Source organism: Pseudomonas sp. P8_229 (assembly GCF_034008635.1).
In the GTDB taxonomy this organism is placed as follows: Bacteria; Pseudomonadota; Gammaproteobacteria; order Pseudomonadales; family Pseudomonadaceae; genus Aquipseudomonas.
The window spans coordinates 6,005,965-6,032,468 of sequence record NZ_CP125378.1 but is presented as its reverse complement, the minus strand read 5'-3'; the positions used below and the strand labels follow the sequence as shown (position 1 = coordinate 6,032,468).

Annotated in this window: 21 protein-coding genes and 1 tRNA gene; 5 read left to right on the top strand and 17 right to left on the bottom strand. The window is 62.9% G+C overall.

Annotated features, from left to right (window positions below; all coding sequences use genetic code 11):
* The first annotated feature begins 57 nt into the window (after window positions 1-57).
* Window positions 58-711 carry an NADPH-dependent F420 reductase gene (locus QMK55_RS27120; protein ID WP_102356933.1) on the top strand — a complete coding sequence of 218 codons (654 nt, stop codon included), beginning with the start codon at window positions 58-60 and terminating at the stop codon, window positions 709-711.
* Between the two features lie 85 nt (window positions 712-796).
* Here the strand turns inward: QMK55_RS27120 and QMK55_RS27115 are convergent, their stop codons facing one another.
* The 6 genes from QMK55_RS27115 to QMK55_RS27090 all read right to left on the bottom strand — a co-directional run bounded on the left by QMK55_RS27115 (window position 797) and on the right by QMK55_RS27090 (window position 9,217).
* Window positions 797-1,396, bottom strand: coding sequence for a nucleotidyltransferase domain-containing protein (locus QMK55_RS27115; protein ID WP_102356932.1), 600 nt, complete (start codon window positions 1,394-1,396; stop codon window positions 797-799).
* A 74-nt stretch (window positions 1,397-1,470) separates the two neighbouring features.
* Window positions 1,471-3,969, bottom strand: a complete 2,499-nt coding sequence (locus QMK55_RS27110; protein WP_320328188.1) for an efflux RND transporter permease subunit — start codon at window positions 3,967-3,969, stop codon at window positions 1,471-1,473.
* A 24-nt stretch (window positions 3,970-3,993) separates the two neighbouring features.
* Window positions 3,994-5,073 (bottom strand): WD40/YVTN/BNR-like repeat-containing protein, encoded by a 1,080-nt coding sequence (locus tag QMK55_RS27105; RefSeq protein WP_320328187.1) that lies wholly within the window; start codon window positions 5,071-5,073, stop codon window positions 3,994-3,996.
* Window positions 5,074-5,083: 10 nt separating this feature from the next.
* Entirely contained in the window at window positions 5,084-6,442 is a 1,359-nt protein-coding gene (locus QMK55_RS27100) for a DUF1329 domain-containing protein (RefSeq protein ID WP_102356929.1), read from the bottom strand.
* A gap of 59 nt (window positions 6,443-6,501) precedes the next feature.
* Window positions 6,502-8,517, bottom strand: a complete 2,016-nt coding sequence (locus tag QMK55_RS27095; protein WP_320328186.1) for a DUF1302 domain-containing protein — start codon at window positions 8,515-8,517, stop codon at window positions 6,502-6,504.
* Between the two features lie 121 nt (window positions 8,518-8,638).
* Complete coding sequence (locus QMK55_RS27090; protein WP_102356960.1) at window positions 8,639-9,217, bottom strand: RBBP9/YdeN family alpha/beta hydrolase; 579 nt, start codon at window positions 9,215-9,217, stop codon at window positions 8,639-8,641.
* A gap of 355 nt (window positions 9,218-9,572) precedes the next feature.
* On the opposite strand from QMK55_RS27090, the gene QMK55_RS27085 reads away from it, so the two are divergent.
* Window positions 9,573-10,586 carry an AraC family transcriptional regulator gene (locus tag QMK55_RS27085; protein WP_102356927.1) on the top strand — a complete coding sequence of 338 codons (1,014 nt, stop codon included), beginning with the start codon at window positions 9,573-9,575 and terminating at the stop codon, window positions 10,584-10,586.
* Window positions 10,587-10,697: 111 nt separating this feature from the next.
* Here QMK55_RS27085 and QMK55_RS27080 read toward each other — a convergent pair whose 3' ends face one another.
* The 6 genes from QMK55_RS27080 to QMK55_RS27055 form a co-directional block, all read right to left on the bottom strand.
* Window positions 10,698-11,708 carry a YeiH family protein gene (locus QMK55_RS27080; protein WP_320328185.1) on the bottom strand — a complete coding sequence of 337 codons (1,011 nt, stop codon included), beginning with the start codon at window positions 11,706-11,708 and terminating at the stop codon, window positions 10,698-10,700.
* The gene (locus QMK55_RS27075) at window positions 11,705-12,031 is read right to left on the bottom strand and encodes a Rieske (2Fe-2S) protein (RefSeq protein WP_102356959.1); all 327 of its coding nucleotides are present in this window, start codon (window positions 12,029-12,031) and stop codon (window positions 11,705-11,707) included. Before QMK55_RS27075 ends, QMK55_RS27080 begins: the two co-directional genes overlap by 4 nt.
* 5 nt (window positions 12,032-12,036) lie before the next feature.
* Window positions 12,037-13,365, bottom strand: a complete 1,329-nt coding sequence (locus QMK55_RS27070) for an MFS transporter (protein ID WP_102356925.1) — start codon at window positions 13,363-13,365, stop codon at window positions 12,037-12,039.
* A 92-nt stretch (window positions 13,366-13,457) separates the two neighbouring features.
* Complete coding sequence (locus QMK55_RS27065) at window positions 13,458-14,510, bottom strand: 3-keto-5-aminohexanoate cleavage protein (RefSeq protein WP_102356924.1); 1,053 nt, start codon at window positions 14,508-14,510, stop codon at window positions 13,458-13,460.
* A gap of 86 nt (window positions 14,511-14,596) precedes the next feature.
* On the bottom strand, window positions 14,597-15,445 hold the full coding sequence (locus QMK55_RS27060) for a TauD/TfdA dioxygenase family protein (protein ID WP_102356923.1): 849 nt from the start codon (window positions 15,443-15,445) through the stop codon (window positions 14,597-14,599).
* Window positions 15,446-15,459: 14 nt separating this feature from the next.
* The gene (locus tag QMK55_RS27055; RefSeq protein ID WP_102356922.1) at window positions 15,460-16,440 is read right to left on the bottom strand and encodes a quinone oxidoreductase family protein; all 981 of its coding nucleotides are present in this window, start codon (window positions 16,438-16,440) and stop codon (window positions 15,460-15,462) included.
* 256 nt (window positions 16,441-16,696) lie between these two features.
* On the opposite strand from QMK55_RS27055, the gene QMK55_RS27050 reads away from it, so the two are divergent.
* Both QMK55_RS27050 and QMK55_RS27045 read left to right on the top strand, forming a co-directional pair.
* The gene (locus QMK55_RS27050; RefSeq protein ID WP_102356921.1) at window positions 16,697-17,926 is read left to right on the top strand and encodes a molybdopterin-dependent oxidoreductase; all 1,230 of its coding nucleotides are present in this window, start codon (window positions 16,697-16,699) and stop codon (window positions 17,924-17,926) included.
* 10 nt (window positions 17,927-17,936) lie between these two features.
* Window positions 17,937-18,563 (top strand): c-type cytochrome, encoded by a 627-nt coding sequence (locus QMK55_RS27045; protein WP_320328184.1) that lies wholly within the window; start codon window positions 17,937-17,939, stop codon window positions 18,561-18,563.
* Between the two features lies 1 nt (window position 18,564).
* On the opposite strand, the gene QMK55_RS27040 is transcribed toward QMK55_RS27045, so the two are convergent.
* Window positions 18,565-20,178, bottom strand: coding sequence for a mechanosensitive ion channel family protein (locus tag QMK55_RS27040; RefSeq protein ID WP_320328183.1), 1,614 nt, complete (start codon window positions 20,176-20,178; stop codon window positions 18,565-18,567).
* 71 nt (window positions 20,179-20,249) lie between these two features.
* Entirely contained in the window at window positions 20,250-20,879 is a 630-nt protein-coding gene (locus QMK55_RS27035) for a TetR/AcrR family transcriptional regulator (RefSeq protein ID WP_320328182.1), read from the bottom strand.
* A 156-nt stretch (window positions 20,880-21,035) separates the two neighbouring features.
* Here QMK55_RS27035 and QMK55_RS27030 point away from each other — a divergent pair, with 156 nt between their 5' ends.
* The gene (locus tag QMK55_RS27030; protein WP_320328181.1) at window positions 21,036-22,418 is read left to right on the top strand and encodes an aspartate aminotransferase family protein; all 1,383 of its coding nucleotides are present in this window, start codon (window positions 21,036-21,038) and stop codon (window positions 22,416-22,418) included.
* Between the two features lie 626 nt (window positions 22,419-23,044).
* Here QMK55_RS27030 and QMK55_RS27020 read toward each other — a convergent pair.
* From QMK55_RS27020 to selA, 3 genes are all read right to left on the bottom strand, one after another.
* A tRNA-Sec gene (locus tag QMK55_RS27020) sits at window positions 23,045-23,140 on the bottom strand.
* A gap of 7 nt (window positions 23,141-23,147) precedes the next feature.
* Window positions 23,148-25,064: a selenocysteine-specific translation elongation factor gene (selB, locus tag QMK55_RS27015; protein ID WP_320330229.1), complete on the bottom strand. Its 1,917-nt coding sequence runs from the start codon at window positions 25,062-25,064 to the stop codon at window positions 23,148-23,150.
* The gene (gene selA, locus QMK55_RS27010; RefSeq protein ID WP_320328180.1) at window positions 25,061-26,473 is read right to left on the bottom strand and encodes an L-seryl-tRNA(Sec) selenium transferase; all 1,413 of its coding nucleotides are present in this window, start codon (window positions 26,471-26,473) and stop codon (window positions 25,061-25,063) included. Before selA ends, selB begins: the two co-directional genes overlap by 4 nt.
* Between the last annotated feature and the right edge of the window lie 31 nt (window positions 26,474-26,504).

Here is a 26,504-nt window from a genome sequence, read left to right as displayed (position 1 = left end):
ATCAGCATCTGGTTAGCAATCATCATAGGCCCTTCAAACCCGATCAAGGAGCACGTGATGCGTATTGGAATTGTTGGAGCCGGATTCATAGGGCGCGCCGTGGCGCAATTGCTGATTGCCGCCGGGCATGAAGCGATGCTGAGTAACTCGCGCGGGCCGCAAACAATGAGCAGCGTGCTCAGCGGTGTCGCCGGCTGCCAGATCGGCAGCGTAGAGCAGGCCGTGCAGTTTGCTGATGTGGTGCTGGTGGCGATTCCGTTCGAGCACTACCCCAGCCTGCCGTCTGAGTGGTTTGTGGGGAAAACCGTACTGGACGCCAACAACTATTACCCCGATCGAGACGGTCATATCGCGGTTCTCGATAATCATCAAAGCACCACCAGCCGTTTGCTCGCGCAGCATCTGACGGGGGCAACGGTGGTCAAGGTGTTCAATGCCATCCTTGCCGGTGATCTGCTGAAGGACGCACGGCCCGCGCACTCGAACGAACGCCGGGCGTTGCCAATTGCTGCTGATGATGCGCAGGCCAAGGCACTGGTCAGTCGACTTCTGGATGAAATCGGCTTTGATGCGGTCGACGCAGGAAACCTGGATGACAGCTGGCGATTCGAGCGTGCCAAACCGGCCTATTGCATCGCGTTCGACAAGGCTGGTCTGATCCAGGCCCTGGCGGCAGCCGAGCGCAACGTCGAATTGCCCCGGCGCTGGTAACGCCTGGAATGGCGCAAGTCTGAACAGCTATTTTTCGCGGCTATCCCACCACCCGGTCCGGCTTGCTGCCCGACCGGGGCTTGCTTCATCTGAGCGTGCGCAACCAGTCATGTTCGGGATGCAACAGCGTCAGATGCCGGGCCAGCCACTGGCGCTCTTCAGCAGACAAAAGCGGCAGTGCTCTGTTGAAGTCACTGCGATCTTTTTCCCGAGTGTTTTTGGCTTTGAACAACAGCGTTGCCGCCGGGCGCAAATAGGCAATGCCGTACGGGCTGCGAGCGACCATTTCGCTGCGCGGATAAAAAATCGCCGGGGCTCTTTTATACACCCAGGTGTCCGGGGTGCCGGGCTCGATCATCACGTCCACCCGCCAGGCACTGGCAGCCTTGTCATAACCCCAGACCTGAAAAACGTCGCTCGCGGGAATGCCGCCCTCCGGCAGAAACTCGAACGAACCGTCTTTGACCGCGTAGAAATCGAGATCCCCCAACGCTTGCCGGAAACAGCAGAAATCATTGCGCAGGACGGTGAACTCCAGGTCGCTGTGCGCGCGGGTTTGCACCCCCATCCATAAATCCAGCGCCCATCCACCGACTACGCACCAAGGCCGCGAAACCTTTCGCAACCTCTGCGATAACTGCTCGGGCGTCCACGGCAGCCACGCCTGCTGATCCGGTACGCTCATGTGCCCTGCTCCTTCCATCAAGTTCACAGGCGCCAAATGTACAAGAGGCAGGCGATCTGCCGCGTCATTTTTTATCAGGTGGCGAGCGAGCTTGCTCTCGCTGCGGCGCGTTCAACGGCAGGTGCGGGGCGAGCACTCACCGAGACCTTGCGCAACAGAAAGTACGACAGCGCCGGAATCAGGATCAGTGCACCGAGCATGTTCCACAGGAACATGAACGTCAGCAGGATGCCCATGTCCGCCTGAAACTTGATCGGCGACCAGGCCCAGCACACCACGCCGGCCGCCAGGGTAATGCCGACCAGCCCCACCACGCGCCCGGTGAACGACACTGCGTTGCGATAAGCCTGGGACAACGACAGGCCCTGGCGCTGGTACTGCAGCTGCACGCTGAGCAGGTACAGCGCGTAATCCACGCCGATTCCCACCCCCAATGCGATCACCGGCAGGGTCGCGACTTTTACGCCGATGCCCATTACCACCATCAACGCCTCGCAGAGGATCGAGGTCAGCACCAGTGGCAGCAGCGCTACGAGTGTGGCGCGCCAGCTGCGGAAGGTGATCAGGCAGAACAGCGTCACCGCCGCGTAGACGTACAACAGCATGGTGCGATTGGCTTCGCGCACCACAATGTTGGTCGCCGCTTCGATCCCGGCGCTGCCAGCGGCGAGCAGGAACTGGCGGTCAGCACTGCTGTTTTCCCGGGCGAACTTATCCGCCAGCGCCACCACCGCATCCAGCGTCTCGGCCTTGTGGTCCTTCAGGAAGGCAATCACCGGCATCAGCGAGCAGTCGGTATTGAACAGTTCCGGTGAGTTGACCGAGGCCTGTTGCGCGGCGTAATTGAGCACGTCCTGATTGCGCTGGATGCTGTTGAGCTTGGGGTTGCCTTCGTACGTGCCGGCGGTGATCTGCCGCACTGCGTTGACCAGCGACGCCGTTGCTTGCACGCCGGGGTTCTGCTGCAGCGTCCAGGCCAGCCGATCGGCCAATATCAACGTTTTATAGTTCAGGCAGCCTTCGGGCGGAGTCTTGATCATCACCGCGAACAGGTCGCTGGACAGTGCGTAATGCTGAGTGATGTAAGCGTTGTCGCGGTTATAGCGCGAGTCGGCGCGCAGCTCCGGGGCGCCACTTTGCAGGTCGCCGATCTTCAGTTGCAGGCTGATGACGAAACCGCCGATGCCCATCAACAGCGCCACCAGCACCGCCCCCGTGGCCCATTTGACCGTGGTGAAACGGTCGAGCCAGTCCCACAGCTTGCCGAAGCCTTTGTGCCGCTCGGCCCGGGTGTCGATCTGCAGCGCACGCTCCGCCGCTTTGGCGCCGACACCGACGTAGGACAGCGCCACCGGCATCAGCAACAGCGAGGTGAAGATCAGCACCGCGACGCCGATGCTCGCGGTGATCGCCAGGTCCTTGATCACCGGAATGTCGATCAGCATCAACACGGCGAAGCCCACCGCGTCGGCCAGCAACGCGGTGACCCCGGCAATGAACAAGCGGCGAAAGGTGTAGCGCGCGGCGACCAGTCGGTGAGTGCCGCGAGCGATGTCCTGCAGGATGCCGTTCATTTTCTGCGCGGCGTGGGAGACGCCGATGGCAAAGATCAGGAACGGCACCAGCACCGAGTACGGATCGATGGCATAGCCGAGCCAGGCAATGATGCCCAGTTGCCAGACCACCGCCACCAGCGAGCAGCCGACCACCAGCAAAGTGCTGCGCACGCAGCGGGTGTAGAAGTAGATGATCAGCAGCGAGGTGATCACCGCCAACGCAAAAAACATCATCACTTGAATCAGCCCGTCGATCAGGTCGCCCATCAGTTTGGCGAAACCGATCACCCGCACCTTGTACGGGCCTTTGCCCTCGGCGCCGGCCTTGCGCGCCGCGCTGTCACCGGCAAACTCGATCTTGTCGCGCAATTGCTCTTCGAGCATCCGCGAGAAGCCGTGATAGTTGATCGGCTGGCCGCCCGCCGCCGCTTTGTCGAGCAGCGGCACCACCAGCATGCTCGACTTGTAGTCACTGGCCACCAGACTGCCGACGATGCCGGCGCGGGAAATGTTCTGGCGCAACTGTTCGATCTGCTCCGGCCGGCCCTGGTAGGCATCGGGCATCACCGGGCCGCCCTGAAAGCCTTCTTCAGTGACTTCGGTCCAGCGCACCGCCGGGCTCCACAGCGACTTCATCCAGGCGCGGTCAACACCGTCGGTGAGGAACAACTGATCGTTGACCTGCTTGAGCACATCGAGGTACGCCGGGTCGAAGATATCGCCCCGGGTGTTTTCCACCACCACCCGCACTGAATTGCCCAGGCCGCGCAATGACTGGCGATTTTCCAGGTAGTTCTGGATGTACGGCTGGCTCTGCGCAATCATCTTTTCGAAGCTGGGACGCAGCTCCAGACGGGTGACGGCCATGTAGCCCAGCAGCAGCGTGACCAGTGTCATCAACAGCATGAACAGCGGGCGGTGGTTGAACACCAGCCGTTCCAGGCGGTTGCCGCAATGGCGGTCGAAGTCACGCAGATCGCGGATGACCGGCATGCCGTCTTGCTCGATAGTGCCCATATCCGGGTTCTCGCTCTGAGGTTTTTATTCTTGTTGTGTGCGCAGGCTCAGCACGCCACGACTGCCGGCGAGCACCAGCGCACCGTTGGCGGCTTGTGCGGCGCCGGCCACTGGCACGGGTTCGACTTGCTGTTGCCACTGCAAATGCGCGTCATGGCCGTGGCTGAGCAACATCTTCCCGCCCTGGCTGAACAAGCGGTAATTGCCATCGGCATCGACGAGCCCGGCGGTGATGCTCACGTGCAGGCCGCTGGCCTGCGGCGTCCAGTTGTTGCCGCCGTCGGTGCTGCGCCAGATGTTGCCGCGCAGGCCATAGGCGAGCACTTCGCCGGGCTTGCCGAGCACACCGAAAAAGCTGCCCTGGTACGGCGTCGGCCGCGCAACGAAACGCTGGCGGGCGTCCTCCCACTTGAGCAGCAGGCCTTGCTCGCCGGCGATGTACAGCCCGTCGCCGGTCGAGGCGATGGCGTTGAGGTGAAAGCCTTGCGGGTTGTCGGTACGATCCTGGAACGGCGTCCAATGCTGGCCGCCGTCCGTGGTGCGCAGAATCAGGTTGAACACGCCGACCACATAACCGAGCTGCTCGTTGGCAAACCAGACATCCAGCAACGGTTTGTCGGCGCCCTGCTCCACCAGCCGCTGACCTTCAGCCACCAGCAACGGCCACTGCGGATTGTCGGGTTCGGCGCGGGCCAGCGCGCCGTAGTGCTCGACCAGCAACGCGCCGATCTGCCGGCCATCGAGTTGCTTGCGCCAGGTCGCCCCGGCGTCGTTGCTGTGCAACACCACGCCGTCGTTGCCGACCGCCCAGCCTTGCGTCGGCGAAGCAAAGTTGACCGCGCTGAGGTCAGCGCTCACCGGTACGGCGGCCTGCTGCCAATGCTGGCCGGCGTCATCGGAATAGACGATGTGCCCGCGCTGCCCGACCGCAACCAGTCGCTCCCCGGCGCGGGCCACGCCGGTCAACGGACTGCTGGTGGCCAGCGCGCTGACCTTGGCCGGCAGGTCCAGCACATCGACATAATCGCCGGCAGCAACCCAACCCTGAGCCAGCATCAGCAATGCGCCCAACGCCCACTGCCGGTGTTTTGTATGCGCATGCATGACGCGTCCCCTAGCGAATACCACTGCCGGCCAACGATTCCGAGGACCACTGCGCTTTCGAAAGCGGCTCGATGTACTTGATGCCGCCGTACGGCCCCACCACTCCGTTGATGTTGTACGAACCGCCGACCAGGTCGTAGATCATGAACGGCGTGGAGTCCGGGACCTGCTTGTCGTAGCTCTGGCTGAGGAAAGCGAACGAGCCGCGATACAGCTGACCGCGAGCGTCGTATTGATCGGAGGCCAGAGCGGTCCAGCTGTCTTCATCCAGATAGAAGCGGCGCTTCTGGTAGATGTGCCGCGCGCCGGCCTTGAGCGTGCCTTCCACCACCCAGACCCGGTGTTTTTCCCAGCGCACATAGTCCGCAGCGAGGTGATTGGCGGTGGTCAGCGCTTTCGGATCCTGGGCATAAGTCAGCTTGTAGGTGTTGTAGGGCACGATCATTTCCTGCTTGCCCAGCAGCTTCCAGTCGTAGCGGTCCAGCGCGCCGTTGAACACGAACACATCGTCGTAGGTGCCCGCGCCGGCGGTGCCAGGATTAGGCGTGTCGTAGGCCAGGTTCGGTGCCAGCTTGACCCGGCGCTGCCCTGGCAAGTACTGCCAGGCACGGCGCGGTTGCTGCAATGGGTTCGCGGCGTCCTTGAGCATGATCGCTTCGCCGGCCCGTCGTGCTGGCCCGGTGTACGACAGTTTCATCTGGTAGTAGATATCGGCGCTGTTGATCGGCTGCGTGAGGTTTTCGTAGATCGGATAGGAAATGAACGCCTGCCCGGTGATCGCGAGGCTCGCCACGCCCGCCGAGTCAACGTTCCACGAGTCGTACTTGGAATTGATGCTCACACCCTGATAGCGCAGCAGAAAATTCCACATCGCCTCGTTGCCTGATTGCGGAATCGGAAACGGCACCCCGGGCAGCACGTTGTCGATCGCCAGCCCGCCTTCCAGCGACTTGGCGCCAGTGGCGTTTTTCACCCCGTTGTCGAGCACCGCTTTGGGCAGTGAGACCGTGCGGTGAGTCGGGTACACATTGATATGGAAGCTGGGGAAGCGCTTGGCGAGTTCGACGCTGGTGGCGCTGAGTTCACCCTTGTACTGCTCGACGTTTTTGCCATCGATCATCAGCAGCGGTTTTTCCTCGGCAAAGGGATCCGGGCGCATGCTGTCACCGGGTTTGAAGGTTGCCGGTGGCGTGGTCAGACCGCCCGTGTAGGCGGGAATCGAGCCGTCGGCATTGGCGGCTTTTTCGGCGCCGACCAACGTCAGGTTGCTGCCCAGTTTGGCGGCGTCCTGCGCCGAGACGGCGGCTTGGGCCTGAGCGGCGATGGCCATGGCCAGTGATACGGCGAGCAACGTGTGCACACATTTCATCTTATTGTTCTCCTGCCTGCGGGACTGAGCCCTTGAGCCGTGGGTGATCAAGCGTTGAGTCAAAACGTGGTTTTCATCGTCAGGTACACCGCGCCACGGTCGGCGGTGGTGGCCCCGCCACCGGAAAACGCCGAATAGCCGCCGCCGTAACAGGCGTAGTTCTGATTGCCGCTGAAGGCATTGGGCGTGGAGCCGTCGCCACCGCTGGCCTGGGCCGCGCCGGTGCTCATGCCGCTGGCGTCGCACTTGTCGGTCTTGCCGAAGGAGTCCACGTATTTGAGGTCGATGAAGTATTTGTTGTACGCCACGGCACCGACGCCCACGGCGTAGTTGCCGGTGTTCTTCGCACCGCCGCCAGACACCGGCGACACACCGGCCAGCCCCGCGTTGATCGACAGCGGCAGGTTGAAGTCGACACCGGGCAGCACCTGGTACCAGGTCGGCGTGAAGTTGACGGCGATGCCCCAGTTGTCGCGGGTCGGCGCGTCGATCCCGCGATAACTGTCGTTGCCCTTGTACAGCGCAGCGTTCTTGTTATCGAGTTTGAGCAGGTTGCTGTAGTACAGCTCGGAAAGCAGCGTCGCCGAATCGAACAGTGGGGTCTTGCCCATGCTCATCAGGCCGTTGAGCGTCCAGTGCAAGGTGTCGCCGGTGGCGCTCATGCTGTCGCCGCGACTCGGCGTGTCGTAGATCACCCCGGTCTCGGCGGTGCGCGCCGGGAGCAGGCCGAGGCCCGCGCCCAATCCCAGCGGGCTGGTGGAACTGACAATCGCCGGGATACTCGCCAGCGGCATGTTGTGACGGATGTTCAAGTCCGAGCCAACGCTGATCCCGCCAACGTCCTTGGACAGGCTCAGGCCGAAGATCTGAATGTTGTCGGCGTAGGCCAGTTGGTAGGTGCTGGTACTCAACGAATTGAGAATGTTCACCACCCCCGGCACCTGCCCCGCCGGCCGCGAGCCGTTGGCATTGGCCGACGTCAGCCCGGTCGCGTTGAGCCAGGCCTGGGGCAGGATGTCCGAGGTGTTGCGGTAATAGACGCCGAGCGTGCCATCGAGCCAGGCCGGCGACCACTTGGCCATGACGCCCCAGTCGCCGCTGCTGCCGGGCGTCAGGTCATGCCCACGGCGCACGTTGGTCAAACCGTTGCACGGCGCCAGGCCGCAGCCCAGCGGACTGCCCGGGACCACCGCATTGGTGTTGCCCAAGAGGAACGATTGCGCACCGAAGCCGACCAGATCGGAACCGCCGTAGTAGGTCCCGGCCTCGGGCAACCGCGCGGCGTCCCAGTCGAGAAAATACTGCGCGCCGACGGTCAGCTCGGGATTGACCGTGAGCGACATCGACAACTGCTTGCGCGGTACGAACAGTTCCTTGGCTTCGGTGCCGGGGGATGCGGCGAGTTTCGCCAGGTCCAGTCCCGACTGGCCGTAACTCACCGAGTGCACCGGGTTAAGCAGGGTTTCCCCCCAGAACACATTGTGCTGACCGGCCTTGACGCTGAGCAGTGACTGCTCGCCAACGTCGGTGCTGTAGAACACGAATGCATCGAGAATCTCGCCGGACGGTCCGCTGTAATAGCGCTTGGCGTAGTTGCTCAAGTGCGGGCTGCCGTTGCCGACGTTGTCCTGGGTCACCCCGGCCAGACGCGGGTCGTTGGCGACCAGTCCGGAGCGGGCGTCATTACCGTTGACGAACGGGTTGCTGTTGGAACCGGCGTTTTCATAAGCCTGGTCGTACCAACTGGCGGCACTGACACGAAAACCCATGGCGTTCTTGTAGACCACGTCCATTTCGGTCAGCAGGTCGACACGGTTGCTGATGGTGGTGCCGGCCTTGCGAAAGTTGTAGTCGCCATCGTTGTTGTTCGGCGTTGCCAACATGCGTTTGTCGGCACTTTCGGTGCGCACGCCGTAGTTGTATTTGACGGTGTTATCCAGCCGCGCCGTCCAGTCCGGGTTGCCGGTGTCCAGCTCCACCGCCTGGGCGCCAGGCATGGCGGCGGCGAGAATGGCCGAAGCCAGCACGGTGCGACGCGAAGGGGCGAATCGGTGACGCTTGTCAGGGTTGTGCATGGTGTCTCCGCTTTTTTGTAGTTGTTTTAAGCGCAGCTGCCCTCGCGCTTCCCCAAGTCAGGGCAGCGTGTTCAGGTGTGAGGGCGATGGCCGGTGGCGTGCAGCCCACCGGCACCTGAAATCAGCGATCCAGTGCCTGGATCAGGGTTTCGGCAAGTGGCCACGGGCCGAAGCCGGCAGCCGGATTGAGATGGCCGACGGCGCCGGCATTGTGCAGTTCGGCGCCCCAGCCGGCGGCCATGCGGCTCACGGCCTCAAGGCTGGCGAGGTGATCGTTGGTGCTGGCGACGACCAGGCTGGGAAATGGCAGCGGGCCGGTCGGCAGTGGACTCCAGCCTTGCGTGCGCAAGGTGTCCGGCGAGGGATAGCCTTGCGGCCATGGCGCGTCGAGATCCGGCGGTGCAACCAGCAGCGCGCCCTTGATCGGTCGGCGGCTTTGCGCGGCAAAGTGCGCCGCCCAGTGCGCGACCATCAGTACGCCGGCACTGTGGGCCACCACAATCACCGGGCCATCGATGGCTTGCAGTTGCTGTTCGATCGCGCGCACCCGGGCGCCGCAGTCGAGTTTGTCGGTCGTCAGTGGCGGCACGCTGCGCACGTTGTGCAGCCTGGCCGCAAGCAGCGTTTGCCAATGTTCGGCCACGTGCTCACGCAGGCCCGGTACGATCAGAACGGTTGCGGCAGTCTGCAGTTTGTCCACTTCGACACCTTCGCTTTCTCGATGACTCGACTGGCTGTTGCGCCAGGGGCTTTTTGTAGGGTCGACATTAAAGAGCGCCCACCCGGGACGCTTTTCATTGGACGTCAGTGACTTTTCTTTTGATGACAGATCGACGACGCCGGCGGCACGTTGACCGCTGATCGAAAAACCTCGCAAGTTGCCGTCCAGTCGCTGTAATCAAAGGGCATCGCGGCGTTCGCGGCTTTGCGACGCCGTTAACAGGCTGCGCATTTGGCGAGTGCCACGGCCCCTGTCGCAACTGTTCAAGTGCAGGTGCGCTGGATATAGTCGCCAGGCTCCTCTGAATCGCAATCGGCCCAGGAAAGACCTCAGCATGCCCACGCTTGTTCGCGCCGCTGTCTTGACCAACTACCTGGAGGTCACCCAGTACCTTGGCTTCAACCCGCGCGACGTACTCGCCGGTGTCGGCCTGAGCAAAGCGCAACTGCAAGCGCCGGAGCACCGTATTCCGATCGATGCAGCGGTGCGCCTGCTGGAGGATTCATCCGCCGCCAGCGGTTGCCAGAGCTTCGGCCTGAGCATGGCCGAATCGCGTCAGCTCTCGGACTTCGGCGTGGTCAGCCTGTTGCTCAGCCACCAGCGCACCCTGCGCGACGCCTTGCAGGTGGTGGTGCAATACCGGCATTTGATGAACGATTCGCTGGCGATCTTCATTGAGGAGGCCGGCAAGATGGTGATCATTCGTGAAGAGGTGGTCACCGAAACCCCGATGCCCAGCCGCCAGGCCACGGAGCTGGCGATCGGTGTGATGTTCCGCCTGTGCTCGGCGCTGCTCGGCACCCACTGGCACCCCTACAGCGTGAATTTCACCCACCAGCCGCCGGACAACCTGCAACTGCACCGACGCCTGTTCGGCTGCACCCTGGAGTTCGGCAGCGAGTTCAATGGCATCGTCTGTTCCGACGCCAGCCTGGACATGACCAACCCCAACGCCGACCCGGCCATGGCCCGTTACGCCCAGAGCTATCTCGACTCGCTGTTGAGCCACGAAGGCCCGTCATTGCTGTTCGAAGTGCGCAAGGCAATCTACCTGCTGCTGCCCATGGGCCGCGCCACCATCGAACAGATCGCCCAGACCCAGGGCATGAACGTGCGCACCCTGCAACGTCGCCTGAAGGACGAAGGCTGCGCGTTCAACGACCTGATCAACGACGTGCGCCGCGACCTGGTGCTGCGTTACCTGGAAAACCCCAACTACTCGCTCAGCCGCATCGGCGACATGCTCGGTTATTCCATGGCCAGCTCGTTCACCCGCTGGTTCATCACCCAGTTCGGCATGCCGCCCGCCACCTGGCGCAGCACGCAAAAGGGCCGGCAGCAGGCCTGAGCAAAAAAAACGGCGACTGTCGAAACAGTCGCCGCAAAAAACCAGTGTGATTAACACCGGTTCAAACACCGCACCGGGCCGGCGAACCGGCTCGACGCGGCCTGCCTGAACTTAAAAGCCCCAGTGCAATACCAGCAGCACCAGCACCGCGAGAAACACCGTTTCCCCGACCATCAGCAGGATCGGTTTGATGCCGACCGCCGCCAGTTCCTTGAGCTGGGTCTTCATGCCCAATGCACTGATCGACACCACCAGGCTCCAGCGCGACAGCTCATTGACCGCGCCCTGCACCGCCGGCACCACCCAGCCAGTGCTGTTGATGCCGGCCAGCAACAGAAAACCGACGGCAAACCACGGCAGCAACGGCGGGCGTTTGCCCGAGGTGTCGAGGCCTTGGCGGCGGGTGATCATCGCCGCACAGAGGATCACCGGCAGCAGCATCGCCACCCGCATCAACTTGACCACCGTGGCGGTGTCGCCGGTTTCGGTCGACAGGCTGTAACCGGCGCCGACCACTTGGGCGACATCGTGAATGGTTGCGCCGAGAAATATCCCCGCCAGCTGTGGCGATAACGACAAGGCGTTGGCGATCATCGGGTAGAGGATCATCGCCGTGGTCGACAACGCCGAAACGCCGATCACCGTGAACAGCGTCGCCCGCTCTTTCTGCGGGTGGTGCGGCAACGCCGCCGCCAGTGCCAACGCTGCCGAAGCGCCGCAGATCGCCGTGGCGCCACCGGTGAGCATGCCGAACAGCCGCTGAAAGCCCAGCGCTTTGGCGGCGATCACCGACACGCCAATCGTCACCAGCACCAGCATCACCACCAGCGCCACCGGTTTCCAGCCCAGCGCGGCCATCTGCTCCAACGTAATGCGCATCCCCAGCAACGCGACGCCGAGGCGCAACACGGTGCGCGCGGTGAACTCGATACCGGCCTTGCACACGCCGTCACCGGCAAGAAAGTTCAGCGCCATGCCCAACAGCAAGGCAAACAGCATCACCGGCGCGCCGTAGTGCTCGGACAGGAACGAGGCGGCCGCCGCGACGATCAGGCTGACGATAAATCCCGGTGCCAGGACGCGGGTCTGGCTGTGGATGCGAGTCAGCACAAGGGTACTCATGAGACGGTTTCCTCGGCAGCGATCACGATAAACACCTCGCCGTCGATCACCTCGACCGGGTAGCAAGGGACTTTGAGCACGGGTGAATTGAGCAGGTAACCGCTGCGCAGATCGAAACGCAGACCGTGGGCGCAGCACTGGATCACCCTGCCCTCCAGCCGCCCGCCACACAGCGAGGCGCCCTGATGCGGGCAGCTGTCGTCGATGGCCAACAGCTCGCCGTCGATGTTGAACAGCGCCAGGCTCTTGTCTTCGAACTCGATCAACGCCCGGCCTCCAGGCCTTGGGCAGCGGGCTTCAGACACGGGTATGCGACGGCACACAGCACTCACACCTTCACCTCCAACACAGCTTTGCTCATGGGTTCGTTGAGCCGTTCTCCGGCCAATCGGGCGATGTCCTTGCGGTAATGACATTTGGCGTAAAAGAACACCGCTGCCGCCGCGATGCTTACCAGCGGCACCAATTGGAACGCGCCCTGCAGGCCGATCAGGTCCGACAGCCTGCCGGTCAGAAACGGCCCCGGCGCCAGGCCCAGCAGGTTATTGGCCAGGGTCAGCGTGGCGAACGCCGTGCCGTGCACCGAAGCGTGGGTCAGGTTGGCAACCATCGCCCCGGCAGGCCCGGTAGTGCCGGCGGCGATCAGCATGCCCAGGCCGATCAGCAGCAATTGCGCAGGCCCCGGCGGCAATGCAAATGCGGCCGACAGCAACAGGCAACTGCCCAGGCAATAGCCGATGGCGAGCGCCACTTTGCGTTCCGGCGAGTGCCGACACAGGCGATCACTGAGCATGCCGCAGACGATCATCCCGGCGCCGCTGCACAACACGATGATTGCCGCGACCGCGCCGGCCTTGTCGGTGCCCATGGCGTAATAGCGATTCAGGTAACTGGGCATCCACACAATCACCGTGCCGCCGACGAACAACTGCAAACCGCTGCCGATGTAAGTGGCAACCACCGAACGGCTGGAATACAGCGTGCTCAACGGGCGCTTGACCGCTGCGGTGGCCTTGCTCGCGATCAATGCTGCGCGCTGCGGAGCGATCCGCGCTTCCTTGACGATCAGCGGGTACAGCACCGCCAGCAGCAGGCCGAACAGCGCCATGCCGGCAAACGACCAGCGCCAGCCGAGTTTCGCGGCGATAACCCCGCCCAGCGCCATGCCCAGCACCGAACCGAACATGCCGCCGGCCATGAAGGCGCTGGTCAGCGTAGCGCGCAGATGTTTGGGAAACACCGAGATCACCACGGCAATACCGACGCTGCCGTAAGCGGCTTCACCAACGCCGACCATGAAGCGCGCGATGAACATCTGCGGATAATCCTGCGCCACCGCGCAACCCAGCGTCGCCAGACTCCACAGCAGCGCCATGAACGCCAGGCTCCTGACCCGGCCAAAGCGGTCGGCCAGGAGTGACAGCGGGAATGTCAGCAGCCCGACCATCAGCGCCACGATGCCGCTGAGCAGGCCTAGCTGGCTGTCGCTCAAGGCCCAATCGCCCTTGAGCATCGGAAACACGGCGTTGAGTACCTGGCGCGACATGTAATCGGAAATCAACAGGCCGAACGTCAGGGCAAACACGATCCAGGCGTAGGGACGCGCCACGCCGACGTCGCTGGCAGCGTCATCGCTGGCGATGGGGTGATAGGCCATACAGCCTCCTCGAAACTTTGTTGTATTTGTTGTTATCGAGCGTTTCAGGTGAAGCAGCGAGCGAGGGCGTCAGCCGCCCTCGCCCGCGTCGGTCAGCGGCGTTGCGGCACGCCTTTCTGCCCGGCCTTGCGGTTGGGCGCCATGCCATTGGCCAGCAGGGTTTCTTCGACGCTCTGGTATTGCACGCCGATGCGATAAATCTCCCGGGCTTCCTTGCCGCTGGCGATGTCCCGGCCCAGTTCATGGGCAATGCGCACGGTCTGCCGGATCTGCTGCACCGAGCTGAAACGCGCGCCCTTGTGATCGATGATCGTGTCTTCGTTGCCCACCCGTGGGTGCAGGCCCATGGCCAACGCCATGGTGTTGAACGGCAGCACGTTCTTCAGCAGCGACTCGGAGGTCAGGGTGCAACCGTCCGGCACGCGGTGGATGAAGTTGAAGAAGTTGAACGGATTGGGGCCGTCGAAACCGCCGCCGATGCCGATCCAGGTCAGGTTCAGCGGGCCCATGTACACGCCGCTGCGCACCAGGCGCATCAGGGTTTCCAGCGCATGCATGCCGGTCAATTGAAAGTGCGGCTGCACCCCCGCCGCCATCAGCCGGCGCAGGTGTTCAGCGACCCAGGCCGGGCCGGCCGGCACGGTCATTTCACTGTAGGCGGCATGTATCGCCGGGCTCGCCAGCGAGGTGCCTTCGAGGTATTGCGGGTACAGCAACTCCATGATGTTCATCTGGGTGGTGTTGATCGCCACCGTGACCTGATCCGGCTTCGGCGTCAGCTCCGCCAGCATGTGCCGGGTGTCATCCGACAACCACTTGGCCGCTTCGCCTTCGCTTTCCGGGGCGAAGGAAATCGAGCCGCCGACCTGAATGATCATGTCCGGCACCGCTTCCCGCACTCCGGCAATCAGCTCATTGAATTTGGACAGGCGCTTGGAGCCCTTGCCGTCGAGTTCACGCACATGCAGGTGCAGCACGGTGGCGCCGGCCTCGTAGCAATCGACCGCTTTCTGCACCTGCTCGTCCATGGTCAGCGGGATGTCTTCGGGGAAGTCTTCGGGCATCCACTCAGGACCGTACGGGGCCACGGTGATGACGACTTTTTCCATGGTTTCCGGGTGCAGGGAATCGTCGAGAAATTGCATGGTTTACTCCTGTTTTTATGATTGTCCGCCCAGCCGGGTTCACACCGGCCCGGCGTCTTGACGAGGAAAAATGCAACAGTGCTGTATCAGTACGGCTTGTCGCCGACGATCGCGGCCCGATCCATCTTGCGATGGCACGGCGGGTAGTCCATCACGGCGTAGTGCTGGGTACTGCGGTTGTCCCAGATCGCGATGCTGTCGGGCTTCCACCGCCAGCGCACCTGATACTCGGGGATGTAGGCCTGACTGATCAGGTAGCGCAGCAGTTCGCCGGCACCGGGGTTGGCGTCCTGGCCGAAGCGCACCCGATCCGGGGTGTGGAAGTTGCTCAAATGGGTGGCGAAGGCGTTGACGAACAGCACCTTCTCGGCGGTTTCCGGGTGGGTGCGCACCACCGGGTGCTCAGCGTCCGGGTACAGCGCCTTGAGCGCCAGACGTTTTTCGATCGGCATCGCTGCACCGAAACTCGCTTCGATGCTGTGGCGTGCGCGCAGACCAGCGATCTTCGTTTTCACGTCATCCGGTAACCGCGCATAGGCCTCGACCATGTTCACCCACATGGTGTCACCGCCCACCGGCGGGCATTCCACGCAGCGCAACACGCAGCCCATTGGCGGCGCTTCACGCCAGGTGGCGTCGCTGTGCCAGGAATTCTCGTAACGTTCCGCCGGATGCTCCGGGCTCTTGTAGATGCGCACCAGACCCGGATGCTCCGGGTCGCTGCCGGCCACCGGATGATCCTCCAGCTCACCAAAGCGTCGGGCGAAGGCTACGTGTTGAGCGCGGCTGATGGGTTGATCACGCAGAAACACCACCCGGTGCTTGAGCAACTGTTGGCGGATTTCGGCAAAAAGGTCGTCGTCATGCACGGCATCGGCGAGGTTCACGCCGATCAGTTCCGCGCCAATGGTGCAAGTCAACTGTTCGACTTTCATGGCTGACGACTCCCTTAAATGACGAAAATCGATGAGCCCGTGGTCTTGCGTGATTCCAGGTCGCGATGGGCCTGAACGGCATCCTGCAAGGCGTAGTGCTGATTGATTTCAATCTTGATCCGACCGCTGCCGACGTGATCGAACAGCTCGCCGGCGAGTGCGGCTTTTTCCGCTGGATCGGCGATGTAGTCGGCCAGCGCCGGACGGGTCAGGAACACCGAGCCCTTCATCGCCAGCAACACCGGGTCGAACGGCGGTATCGGCCCGGACGCAGTGCCGACGCAGACCATCAGGCCCCGGCGCTTGAGCGAATCGAGCGACCCCATGAAGGTGTTTTTGCCGACGCTGTCGAACACCACGTTCACCCCGACCCCGTCAGTCAGTTCGCGAACGCGTTGCGCCACGTCTTCATGGCTGTAGTTGATGACGTGCTCGCAACCATGGGCGCGGGCGATTTCAGCCTTGGCCTCGGTGGACACGGTGCCGATTACCTTCAGGCCGAGCAACCGCGCCCACTGCGCGACGATCAGGCCAACGCCGCCCGCCGCCGCGTGCAACAGAATGCTGTCACCTTCCTTGAAGTCGTGGATACGCCGCATCAGGTAGGCCGACGTCAGGCCGCGCATGGTCATCGCGGCTGCAGTTTCGAAACTGATGGTTTCCGGCAGTTTGATCAGCGGTGCGGCAGGCATCAGGCGTTCGGTGCTATAGGCACCCAGGGTGTTGAGGAACCCGGTGTAGGTCACCCGATCACCGACGCGGACGTTGCTCACGCCCTCGCCGATGGCCTGGACCACGCCGGACGCCTCGACGCCCATGCCGGCAGGCAGTGGAATCGGGTAAGTGCCGTTGCGAAAGTAGGTGTCGGCGTAGTTCAAACCGACCGCGACATGACGCAGGCGCACCTGGCCCGGACCTGGATCACCGACGTCGACCTCTTCCAGGCGAAGGACTTCGGGACCACCGGTTTCGTGAAAGCGTATGGCTTTGGCCATGTTTTCTTATTCTCCCTGCAAGATTGGCGGGCTGCCTCGTTGGGCGTTGACTGGACTGTAGGACTGCCGCCGCCGGGTCGCTTCGCATCAGACGACAATGACTTTTCATTTCATGACAAATTTGCGGCAAGGCCCAGTGATGGCGGGTCTGTCGTCAAATGCGAAGCCTCTGACGTGCAATGAAAAGCGACAGCTTTCGCGAGGCGGCTAGTGTTGAGGGGATCGATACCGATCACCCACAACAAGAGAGAACTCCATGAAGGACGACTGCAACCCGAGCCGTCGACGCCTGATGCGTGACGCCCTGGCCCTGACGCTGGCTGCCTCACCGCTGGCCCGACTCGCCAGCGCGGCGGAGCCGAATGCCGAGCAAGTGACCTTCGCCGCCGGTCCGCGTCCGCGGGTGCAATATCCGCAGAAACGACCGCTGATTCTTGTCACCACCCGCCCACCGCACCTTGAAACACCCTTCAGCGTATTTAATGAAGGCCCGCTCACGCCCAACGATGCATTTTTCGTCCGCTACCACTTGGCAAACTTTCCGCTCAGTATCGATCCGGACACTTACCGGCTGACGGTCAAGGGCTCGGTCGACACACCGCTGTCGCTGTCGCTCGCGCAGCTCAAGGCTCTGGCCCCGCCGGTGGAAGTGGTTGCAGTCAACCAATGTTCGGGCAACAGCCGTGGTTTCTCGACGCCACGGGTGTTCGGCGCGCAATTGGGCAACGGCTCCATGGGCAATGCACGCTGGCTCGGGGTGCCGCTCAAGGCGCTGCTGGACAAGGCCGGCGTCAGGCCCGAGGCGCGTCAGGTAACCTTTCGCGGGCTGGACAAACCGGTGCTGCCGAGCACGCCCGAGTTCATCAAGGCGCTGGACATCCGCCATGCCACGGACGGCGAGCCGCTGATTGCCTGGTCAATGAACGGCAGTGACCTGCCCTTCCTCAACGGCTACCCGATTCGTCTGGTGGTGCCGGGCTATTTCGGCACCTATTGGGTCAAGCACCTGAGCGAGATCGAGGTGATCGACCAGACCTTCGACGGCTTCTTCATGAGCAAGGGCTATCGCGTGCCCGACAACGACTGTTTCTGCGTGGCGCCCGGCACGGCGGCAGCGAAAACCCTGCCGATCTCGACGTTGCCGGTGCGCAGTTTCATCACCAGCGTCGCCCCCGGCGACGTACTGCCGCGCGCCACCGACGTGATGCTCAAGGGCATCGCGTTCGATGGCGGCGCCGGCATCGACAAGGTGCAGGTCTCGCTGGACAACGGCAACAGCTGGCGCGACGCGACGCTGGGCGAGGATCTGGGCCGCTACTCGTTCCGCGAATGGACGTTGACCGTGACCTTCAGCGATCCGGGCGTCACGCCCTTGAGCGTGCGGGCGAGCAACCGTGCCGGCGAGGTTCAGCCGCTGCAAGCCGACTGGAACCCCGGTGGTTACCGGCGCCACGCCGTTGAAACCTTGCATGTCACCGTCGCCTGAGGAACCTTGCATGAAACGTTCAAGCACCCGTTCGCTGTACGCCGTGCAGCTGTGTTTCCTTGCCGCGATGGCCAGCGCCGCGCCTGTCACCGTCAAGCTGCCGGCAGAAACCGCCACACTCAAATCCGCCACGCTGCCGGGCTACGACTTGGCGCAACAGAAATGTTCCACCTGCCACTCCGCCGACTACATCAACTTCCAGCCACCGGGCATGAGTCTGGCGCAATGGACCGCAGAAGCCGGCAAGATGCAGCACACCTACGGCGCGCCCATCACCGATGAGGACGTGAAACTCATTGGCGCCTATCTGGCCGTGACCTACGGCAGTGCCAAGGCCATCGACCCCGAAGTGCAAGCCGCCTCAATTGCGATGCCCGCCCAGGCCTCATCCGACGTCACGACCTTGCTGCAGAACAACGCTTGCCTGTCGTGCCACGCCATCGATCACAAAGTGGTCGGGCCGGCCTATCGCGATGTTGCCGCCCAATACGCCAGGGACCCGCAGGCACTGACTAAACTGATGGCCAGCATCGAGCATGGCAGCGCCGGTAAATGGGGTGAAGTTCCGATGCCTGCGTTTGCGCAGTTGAGCGCCGATGAGCTGCAAAAACTGGCGGCGTTCGTGTTGCAACAGTGATTCACGACTCCTTCGGCGGTTGCGCAGGTGCGGTGTACCACTTGTCCTTCGGCACCCACTTCTCGTGTTGTGGGTCGCCCAGATAGTGCGGCGACATGATCTGCACGCTGTACTCGTTGAACACGTCCTGAATGTTGGCGTGCAGCATGCTCAGCAGCACCGCCCTCGGGCGTGGCTGGCTGGGAATCGCCTGCGCCACCAGCCGATACTCGGGATAGAAGTCCGACAGCGCGGTCTGGAACACCTGGGCCGCCGGGTCTTCAAGAACCCCCGGGGTGCGCCTGGCCGCTTCCAGCAACATCGCCTCGACCTGGCGCCATGGTGTGTCGTAGCCGATGGTGACCACGGTATCGACCACGTAACCCGGGCCCTGCACGGTGCGCGAGTAGTTTTTGGTGACGGTGCCGGTGATCATCGAATTGGGCAGTGTCAGCACTTCGCCCAGCCCTGTACGAATGCGTGTGGTGAACATGCCCAGTTCGGTGACGGTGCCTTCGTACTCGCCGATTTTCACGAACTCGCCGGGGCGCAAGGTGCGGGTGTACGTCAGGATCAACCCGGCAGCGGCCTGCCCCACTACGCTGGTGGCGCCGAGGGAAATCATCAGGCCGATCAGCACCGACAACCCCTTGAACGCATCGGTGCCCGCCCCCGGCAAATACGGATAAGCCATCGCCAGGGCAAACAGCCAGATCGCCAGCGCGGTCAGGCGTTGGGTCGGTTGCAGGGTTTCGTGGTTCAGCCAACTGAAGGTTCCCGGGGTCGCCATACGCCGCAAAATGCGCCGGGTAAACGCCGTCACACCACGGGCGATAAAGAATATCGCCAGCGCCACGCCAAGGCCGGGAATCGCCCCGACAATGCCGTCCAGCAGATAAGCGGCCAGTTCGAGCAGGTAGTTGTTGAGACGTTCACCCCAGGGTCGGGTGTAGGGAAATCGCGACAGGACGAACCCGAGCCACTCATAGGTCAGCAGCAGGATCACCAGCCAGCGCAGTACCAACAGCAGGCGACTGACCAGCGGATAAAGGAAATTGGCGTCGATCAACTGCACCCGCCCGACCTTCAGCGCCTGGGTGTGGCGATCCATCAGTTCGGGCAGTTTGCTCAGCAACTTGCGACGCAGATACGCCAGGCACCAGAGCAAGCCGAGGTAGATCACCGTGGCCACCGCAGCCAGCGCCAGCGACCGCAGGATCAGGTGCAGGCTGCGTGCCTCGCCGGTTTCAGTGACCACCTGACGCAGCTTCTCGGCGGCGCCTTCGGCGGCCTGCTGCACCGAGGCGTATTCGACCCCGTCAACATCCTTGGGTGCAACGATGAACGCTCGTTTATCCCCCAGCAGAACCATGTAGCTGTTCTGGATCGGATCGACCGAGACCGTCAGATTGTCCGATTCATCCAGCGCCTCGCTGATGACCATCTTCGCCCGCTTGACCCGCGCCGCCGGCGACTCGCCCAGCAGCGTCGCGCGAAACAGCATGATGCTGCGGTTGGCGACCTTCAGCTCCACCGCCTCGTCCGCCGGTTTGACCGCGTCTTCCAGTGCCCAGCCAGGCCCGCTCCAGAGCACGGCGAACACCATCATCGATACCGCCAGCAGCCTGCTTCGCATGCGCGTGATTCCTTACGCCCGGGTGTCAGAAAGGGATACGTAAGGCAGCGTAGTTGAGCGATGAACGGTTGTCAGATCGGGACTGCAGGCTTCTCCTCACCCGTCAACATGCCGTGGCACAACAAGTTCAGTACACCGCGCATATGCTCAGCGTGCGCGTCTCTATCCGGCGTGGCCTCGGTCGCCAGGCGGATGAACGCCATGTTCGCGTACTGGTTGAACAGCGTCGCCGCCACGTCCAGATCGACCGATGCACGCACCTTGCCCCGCGCCTGAAAATGCCCGAGCAGCGCCTTGGTTTCTTCGATCACCGCCGCATTCCACGGGCTCAAGGCCTGCGCCAGTTCGCCAGTCAGCAGAAACGGCGCCAGTTCGCGCCACAGCGACGCCGGCATTGCTTGCAGCTGGTAATCGGTCATCAGCCCTTCGAACTCACACAGCGCTTCAAGCGGATCGCTGTCGTCATCCAGATTGGCCCGCGCATCACGCATGGCCTGCTCGTCCGGCTGCTTGAGCAAGGCCAGCAGAATTTCCTGCTTGCCGCCGAAGTAATTCACCACCGTTGGCGCGGACACCCCGGCCTGCACCGCGATCTGGTCCAGCGTAGTGGCTGCAAAGCCGTTGGTCTTGAACAGCTCAAGTGCCGCCTCGGCGATCACCTGCCGGCGCTGTTCCTTCTGCCGCTCTCTGAGTCCGCTCATGTTGCCTCTGATGATCCTTGCCAATGCGACTCAGCCTACGGATATCTTTTTTCACCGACAAATATTTTCTTTACAAAAATATTTTTAAGTGACAAATATTAGCCGTGCAGCGCTGGAATGAACGCACTTACCCGCCCCATTCTCTGGAGATCAGCCATGTCCGCCGAATTCGATCCGACTCGCAGTACCCGCGATTACCAGGCCGCCGACGCCGCCCACCACATACACGCGTTCGTCGACCAGAAGGCCCTCAACGAGGAAGGCCCGCGGGTGATGGTCAGCGGTGATCGCCTGGCGTTGTGGGACAACGACGGCAATCGTTACCTGGACGGCATGTCCGGCCTGTGGTGCACCAACCTCGGTTACGGGCGCAGGGACTTGGCCGCCGCCGCGACGGCGCAGCTGGAACAACTGCCCTACTACAACATGTTCTTCCACACCACTCACCCGCAGGTGATCGAGCTGTCCGAGCTGCTCTTCAGCCTGTTGCCCAAGCACTACAGCCACGCGATCTACACCAACTCCGGCTCCGAAGCCAACGAGGTGCTGATCCGCACCGTGCGCAAGTTCTGGCAGGTCATGGGCCAGCCCGAGAAGAAAATCATGATCGGCCGCTGGAACGGCTATCACGGCTCGACCCTCGCTGCGACGGCGCTGGGCGGCATGAAGTTCATGCACGAAATGGGCGGCACCATCCCTGACGTGGCGCACATCGACGAGCCGTACTGGTTCGCCCATGAAGGTGACCTCAGCCCCGAAGAATTCGGCCTGCGCGCGGCGAAACAACTGGAAGACAAGATTCTCGAACTGGGCGCCGACAAAGTCGCCGCGTTCGTCGCCGAACCCTTCCAGGGCGCCGGCGGCATGATCATTCCGCCCGCCACTTACTGGCCGGAAATCCAGCGCATCTGCCGCAAGTACGACGTACTGCTGTGCGCCGACGAAGTGATTGGCGGTTTCGGCCGTACCGGCGAGTGGTTTGCGCACCAGGCCTTTGGCTTCGAACCGGATACCCTGTCCATCGCCAAAGGCCTGACCTCCGGTTACATCCCCATGGGCGGGTTGATCCTGTCGCGACGCATGGCCGAGGCGCTTGTAGAAAAAGGCGGCGTGTTCGCCCACGGTCTGACCTACTCCGGGCATCCGGTGGCTGCTGCGGTGGCGATTGCCAACCTCAAGGCCCTGCGCGACGAAGGCGTGGTCAAACAGGTGAAAAACGACACCGGCCCGTACCTGCAGAATTGCCTGCGCGAAGTGTTCGGCAACCACCCGCTGGTGGGTGAAATTCAGGGCGTCGGTCTGGTCGCCGCGCTGCAATTCGCCGAAGACAAAGCCACCCGCAAGCGTTTCGCCAACGAAAACGACATCGCCTGGCGCTGCCGCACCATCGGGTTTGAGGAAGGCTTGATCATTCGCTCAACCCTCGGCCGGATGATCATGGCCCCGGCCCTGATCGCCACCCGGGCCGAACTCGATGAGTTGGTCGACAAAACCCGCATCGCCGTCGATCGCACGGCCCGCGAATACGGGCGCCTGTAACCCATACCCTGTAGGAGTGAGCCTGCTCGCGAAGGCGGCGTGTCAGGCAACATCAGCGTTGAATGTCACACCGCTTTCGTGAGCAAGCCCACTCCCACCTTGGTTTTGTGGGGTGTCAGAGATCGACAGGTATCTCACCGCCTCACAGCAAAAGTGCAGGAACTGCCTGGAACACAGCTCCCTGTGGGAGCGGGCTTGCTCGCGAAGGCGCCAAGTCAGGCAACATCAGCATTGAATGTCACACCGCTTTCGTGAGCAAACCCACTCCCACCTTGGTTTTGTGGGGTGTCAGAGATCGACAGGTATCTCACCGCCTCACAGCAAAAGTGCAGGAACTGCCTGGAACACAGTCCCCAGTGGGAGCGGGCTTGCTCGCGAAGGCGGCGTGTCAGGCAACATCAGCGTTGAATGTCACACCGCTTTCGTGAGCAAGCCCACTCCCACCTTGGTTTTGTGGGGTGTCAGAGATCGACGGGGGTCTCTCACAGCCTCACAGCAACGTGCAGGAACTGCCTGGAACACAGCTCCCTGTGGGAGCGGGCTTGCTCGCGAAGGCGCCAAGTCAGGCAACATCAGCATTGAATGACCCACCGCTATCGCGAGCAGGCTCATTCCTACAAGGGGATTGGCGGAAGGCAGCCGGAGTCGAACCTGCCCGGGAACGGATGCCGTCCCCAACCGGGTTTGAAGCCCGGCCGCGCCACCGGGCGCGATTGCCTTCCTTTGAACTCAGGGTACGTCGGTGCTGGCCAGCGCGTTGTCGTGGCGGATCACGCGGGACTCGCCGATGCGTCGGGTCAGGCCGAGGCGGTCGAAGTATTCCAGGTACTGAATACAGCGTTTGCGTCCCAAGCCTAGCGCATCACGAAAAGTTGTCACCTGGATCGGCGGATTTTCCTGTTCCAGTTGCAGCAACGCACCGGCCATGCGCCGCAGTTGCACGTCGGTCAGAAACAGGTCGCGCACCACCTGATGCATCAGCCCCAGGCGCGCCAGTTTGCGCAGCAGCAAGCGCACCACCGCGTCGTCCTCACCGAGCATTTTCGCGACATCGCGCACCCACGGCGGATCAGACCCGGCCTGTTCGAACAGCGGCTGCATGCGCTGCCACAGGGTTTCGTCTTCGGCATTCAAACGCACCTGATGATCCGGCAGGTGCAGCCACGGCCCGCTGGCGTTGATCGATCCGGCGGCGCGCAGTTCTTCCAGCAGGCTGGCAAAGGTCGAGCGCTCCAGCGCCAGACCGCTGAAGCGTCGCAGACGGTCGCGATCAGGCCCCATCTGGTCGGGCTCCAGCTCATGGAATTTCGCCAGTTGCTCCAACAGGGTGAACTTCAGCTGCCCCCAACGCTGCACGTTGAACAGCACCGGGCCTTGGCGGGTGTCGATCAGGCGCACATTCGCCGCCAGCGACCAGTCGCCACGCGGACGATTGAACTGGCGCTCCAGCCGCTGCGGATCAAGTCCACCGGTGCCGTGATTGAGCAGCACCGGCAGCGCGTGCTCTAGACTTTCGCTGCGCGCCAGGGCTTGCAGTTGCGCCAGCCGTTCCGGGCTGCGGCGTTGCCTGGCCGGGGCGAACGGGTCGAGCACCTGGCCGCCGCCGAGGGTGCGTTGCGCGCTCTGGTCACGCAAGATCACCCGATCACCCTTTACCGCATGCACCGGGGCGTTGATCAGCAATTGCGCGAACATGCGCTGGCCAGGACTCAAGCGCGGGCCTTCGAGCAAAGCCACGCGGGCGATGACATCTTGAGTACCGAGGTGCACGTGCACCGGGTGAAAGTGTTCGAACGTACGCTCACCCGGCAGCAGCTGAAACTCGATGTCGACCCGTTGCGTCGGTGCGTGCAGCCACTCGGCCAACAGCCACTGGCCGCGATGGATCTGCTCCAACGTCAGCCGATCGCCACTGATATTCAGCGCCACGCGTTGCCCGGCGAAGGCCTTTTCGGCGGGTTGATTCTGCGCATGCAAGCCACGCACCCTGACCGATTTGCCGGACGGCCCGAGCGCCAGTTTGTCCCCGACTGAAACCGTGCCCGACAACGCCGTACCGGTGACCACGATCCCGGCGCCGGCAACGCTGAAAGCGCGGTCGATGGCCAGGCGAAAACCGCCTTCGCGGCTGCGTTCATGCGCTTCGCCGTGAATCTGTAGCAAGCTCTGACGCAATTCATCGATGCCCTGCCCGGTCACGCTCGACACGGTCAGAATCGGCGCTGCGGCAAACGGCCCGGATTCGAGCAAATCCAGAATCTGCCGCTGCACCTGCTCCACCCTGCCCGTCTCGGCCCGGTCACACTTGGTGATCGCCACCAGCGCCCGGCGGATGCCCAGCAGCTGGACAATCGCCAGATGCTCGCGGGTCTGCGGCATCACCCCGTCATCTGCGGCAACCACCAGCAACACCAGATCGATACCCTGCGCCCCGGCGAGCATGTTGTGAGTGAATTTCTCGTGGCCCGGCACATCGATGAACCCGGTCAGCCCGGCACCGGGCGCAAGTTCGGCATACAGATAACCGAGGTCGATGGTCATCCCGCGTTCGCGTTCCTGCGGGCGGCGGTCGCCGGATTGTCCGGTCAGGGCCTGCAGCAGCGAGGTTTTGCCGTGATCGATGTGCCCCGCAGTGCCGACAATCACGGGTCGACCTGCAACTGCGGCAATTGCGCGAGCCATGCGGGTTCATCGTCGAGTTGGCGCAGATCCAGCCACAGTGCGTCGTCATCGATGCGCCCGAGCACTGGAATTGGCAGTGCGCGCAACGCCGCCTCCAGATTGAGCAGACAGCGCCCGCGCAAGCGTTTCGACACTTGCGGGCGCAGGCACAACGCGGCACTCGGCAGACGCGCCACCGGTTGGCTGCCGCTGCCGATCATGCCCAAGGCTTTCACCGCGCTGACATGCCAAGGCTCGCCGATGACGTGTGCCAGCGCCGGTTGCAGGCGCTCGGCCTGGGCGAAAATGTCCGCTTGCGGACGAGTCAACAAACGCAGACTCGGCAGGCGCTCGGCGAGGCGATCCGGATCGCGATACAGGCCGAGCACCGCTTCCAGCGCCGCCAGGGTCAACTTGTCCACCCGCAGCGCGCGTTTCAGCGGATTTTTCTTGATCTTCGCGATCAATTCTTTGCGTCCGACAATCAACCCGGCCTGCGGCCCGCCAAGCAATTTATCGCCGCTGAAGGTGACGATATCCGCGCCGTCGAGCAGCGCCTGCCGCACCGTCGGCTCGGCCGGCAAGCCCCAGCGGGTCAGGTCCAGCAGGCTGCCGCTGCCCAGGTCCTCCAGCAATGGCAAGCCATGGCGATGAGCCAACTCGGCCAGCTCGGCGGTCGGCACCCGGGCGGTAAAGCCTTCGATGCTGTAGTTGCTCGCATGCACGCGCATGATCAAGCCGCTGCGCGGGTTGATCGCCGCTTCGTAGTCTTTGGCATGGGTGCGATTGGTCGTGCCGACTTCATGCAGACGCACCCCGGCGCGGGCCATGATGTCGGGGATGCGGAACGCGCCGCCGATTTCGATCAGCTCGCCGCGTGAGATGATGCCTTCCTTGCGCGCGCCGAGGCTGTTGAGCGTCAGCAGCACCGCAGCGGCATTGTTGTTGACCACGGTGACCGCGTCGGCGCCGGTCAACTCGCGGATCAGGCCTTCGATCAAATCATCGCGATCACCACGCTTGCCGCTGGCCAGATCGAACTCGAGATTGAGCGGATAACGTGCGGCCATCTGCACCGCGTCGATGGCTTCTTCAGGCAACAAGGCGCGGCCGAGGTTGGTGTGCAGCACCGTGCCGGTCAGGTTGAATACCCGGCGTACGTTGCTGCGCTGTTGCTGGGCCAGACGCTCGCCGACGCGGCCGGCGAGCACTTCGGGGCTGATTTCAATCGCCGACAATTGCCCGTTCAACACGTCTGCACGCAGTTCATCCAGCAACTGGCGCAAACGGCTCAGCAACGCCTCACGACCGTAACGCTCAAGCAGCGGCACACAGGCCGGATGACGCAACAAACCATCAATGGACGGTAAACGCGGGGCAACACTTGCGGACATCAGCCACTCCCGAAAACAAAAGTCTTTCCGG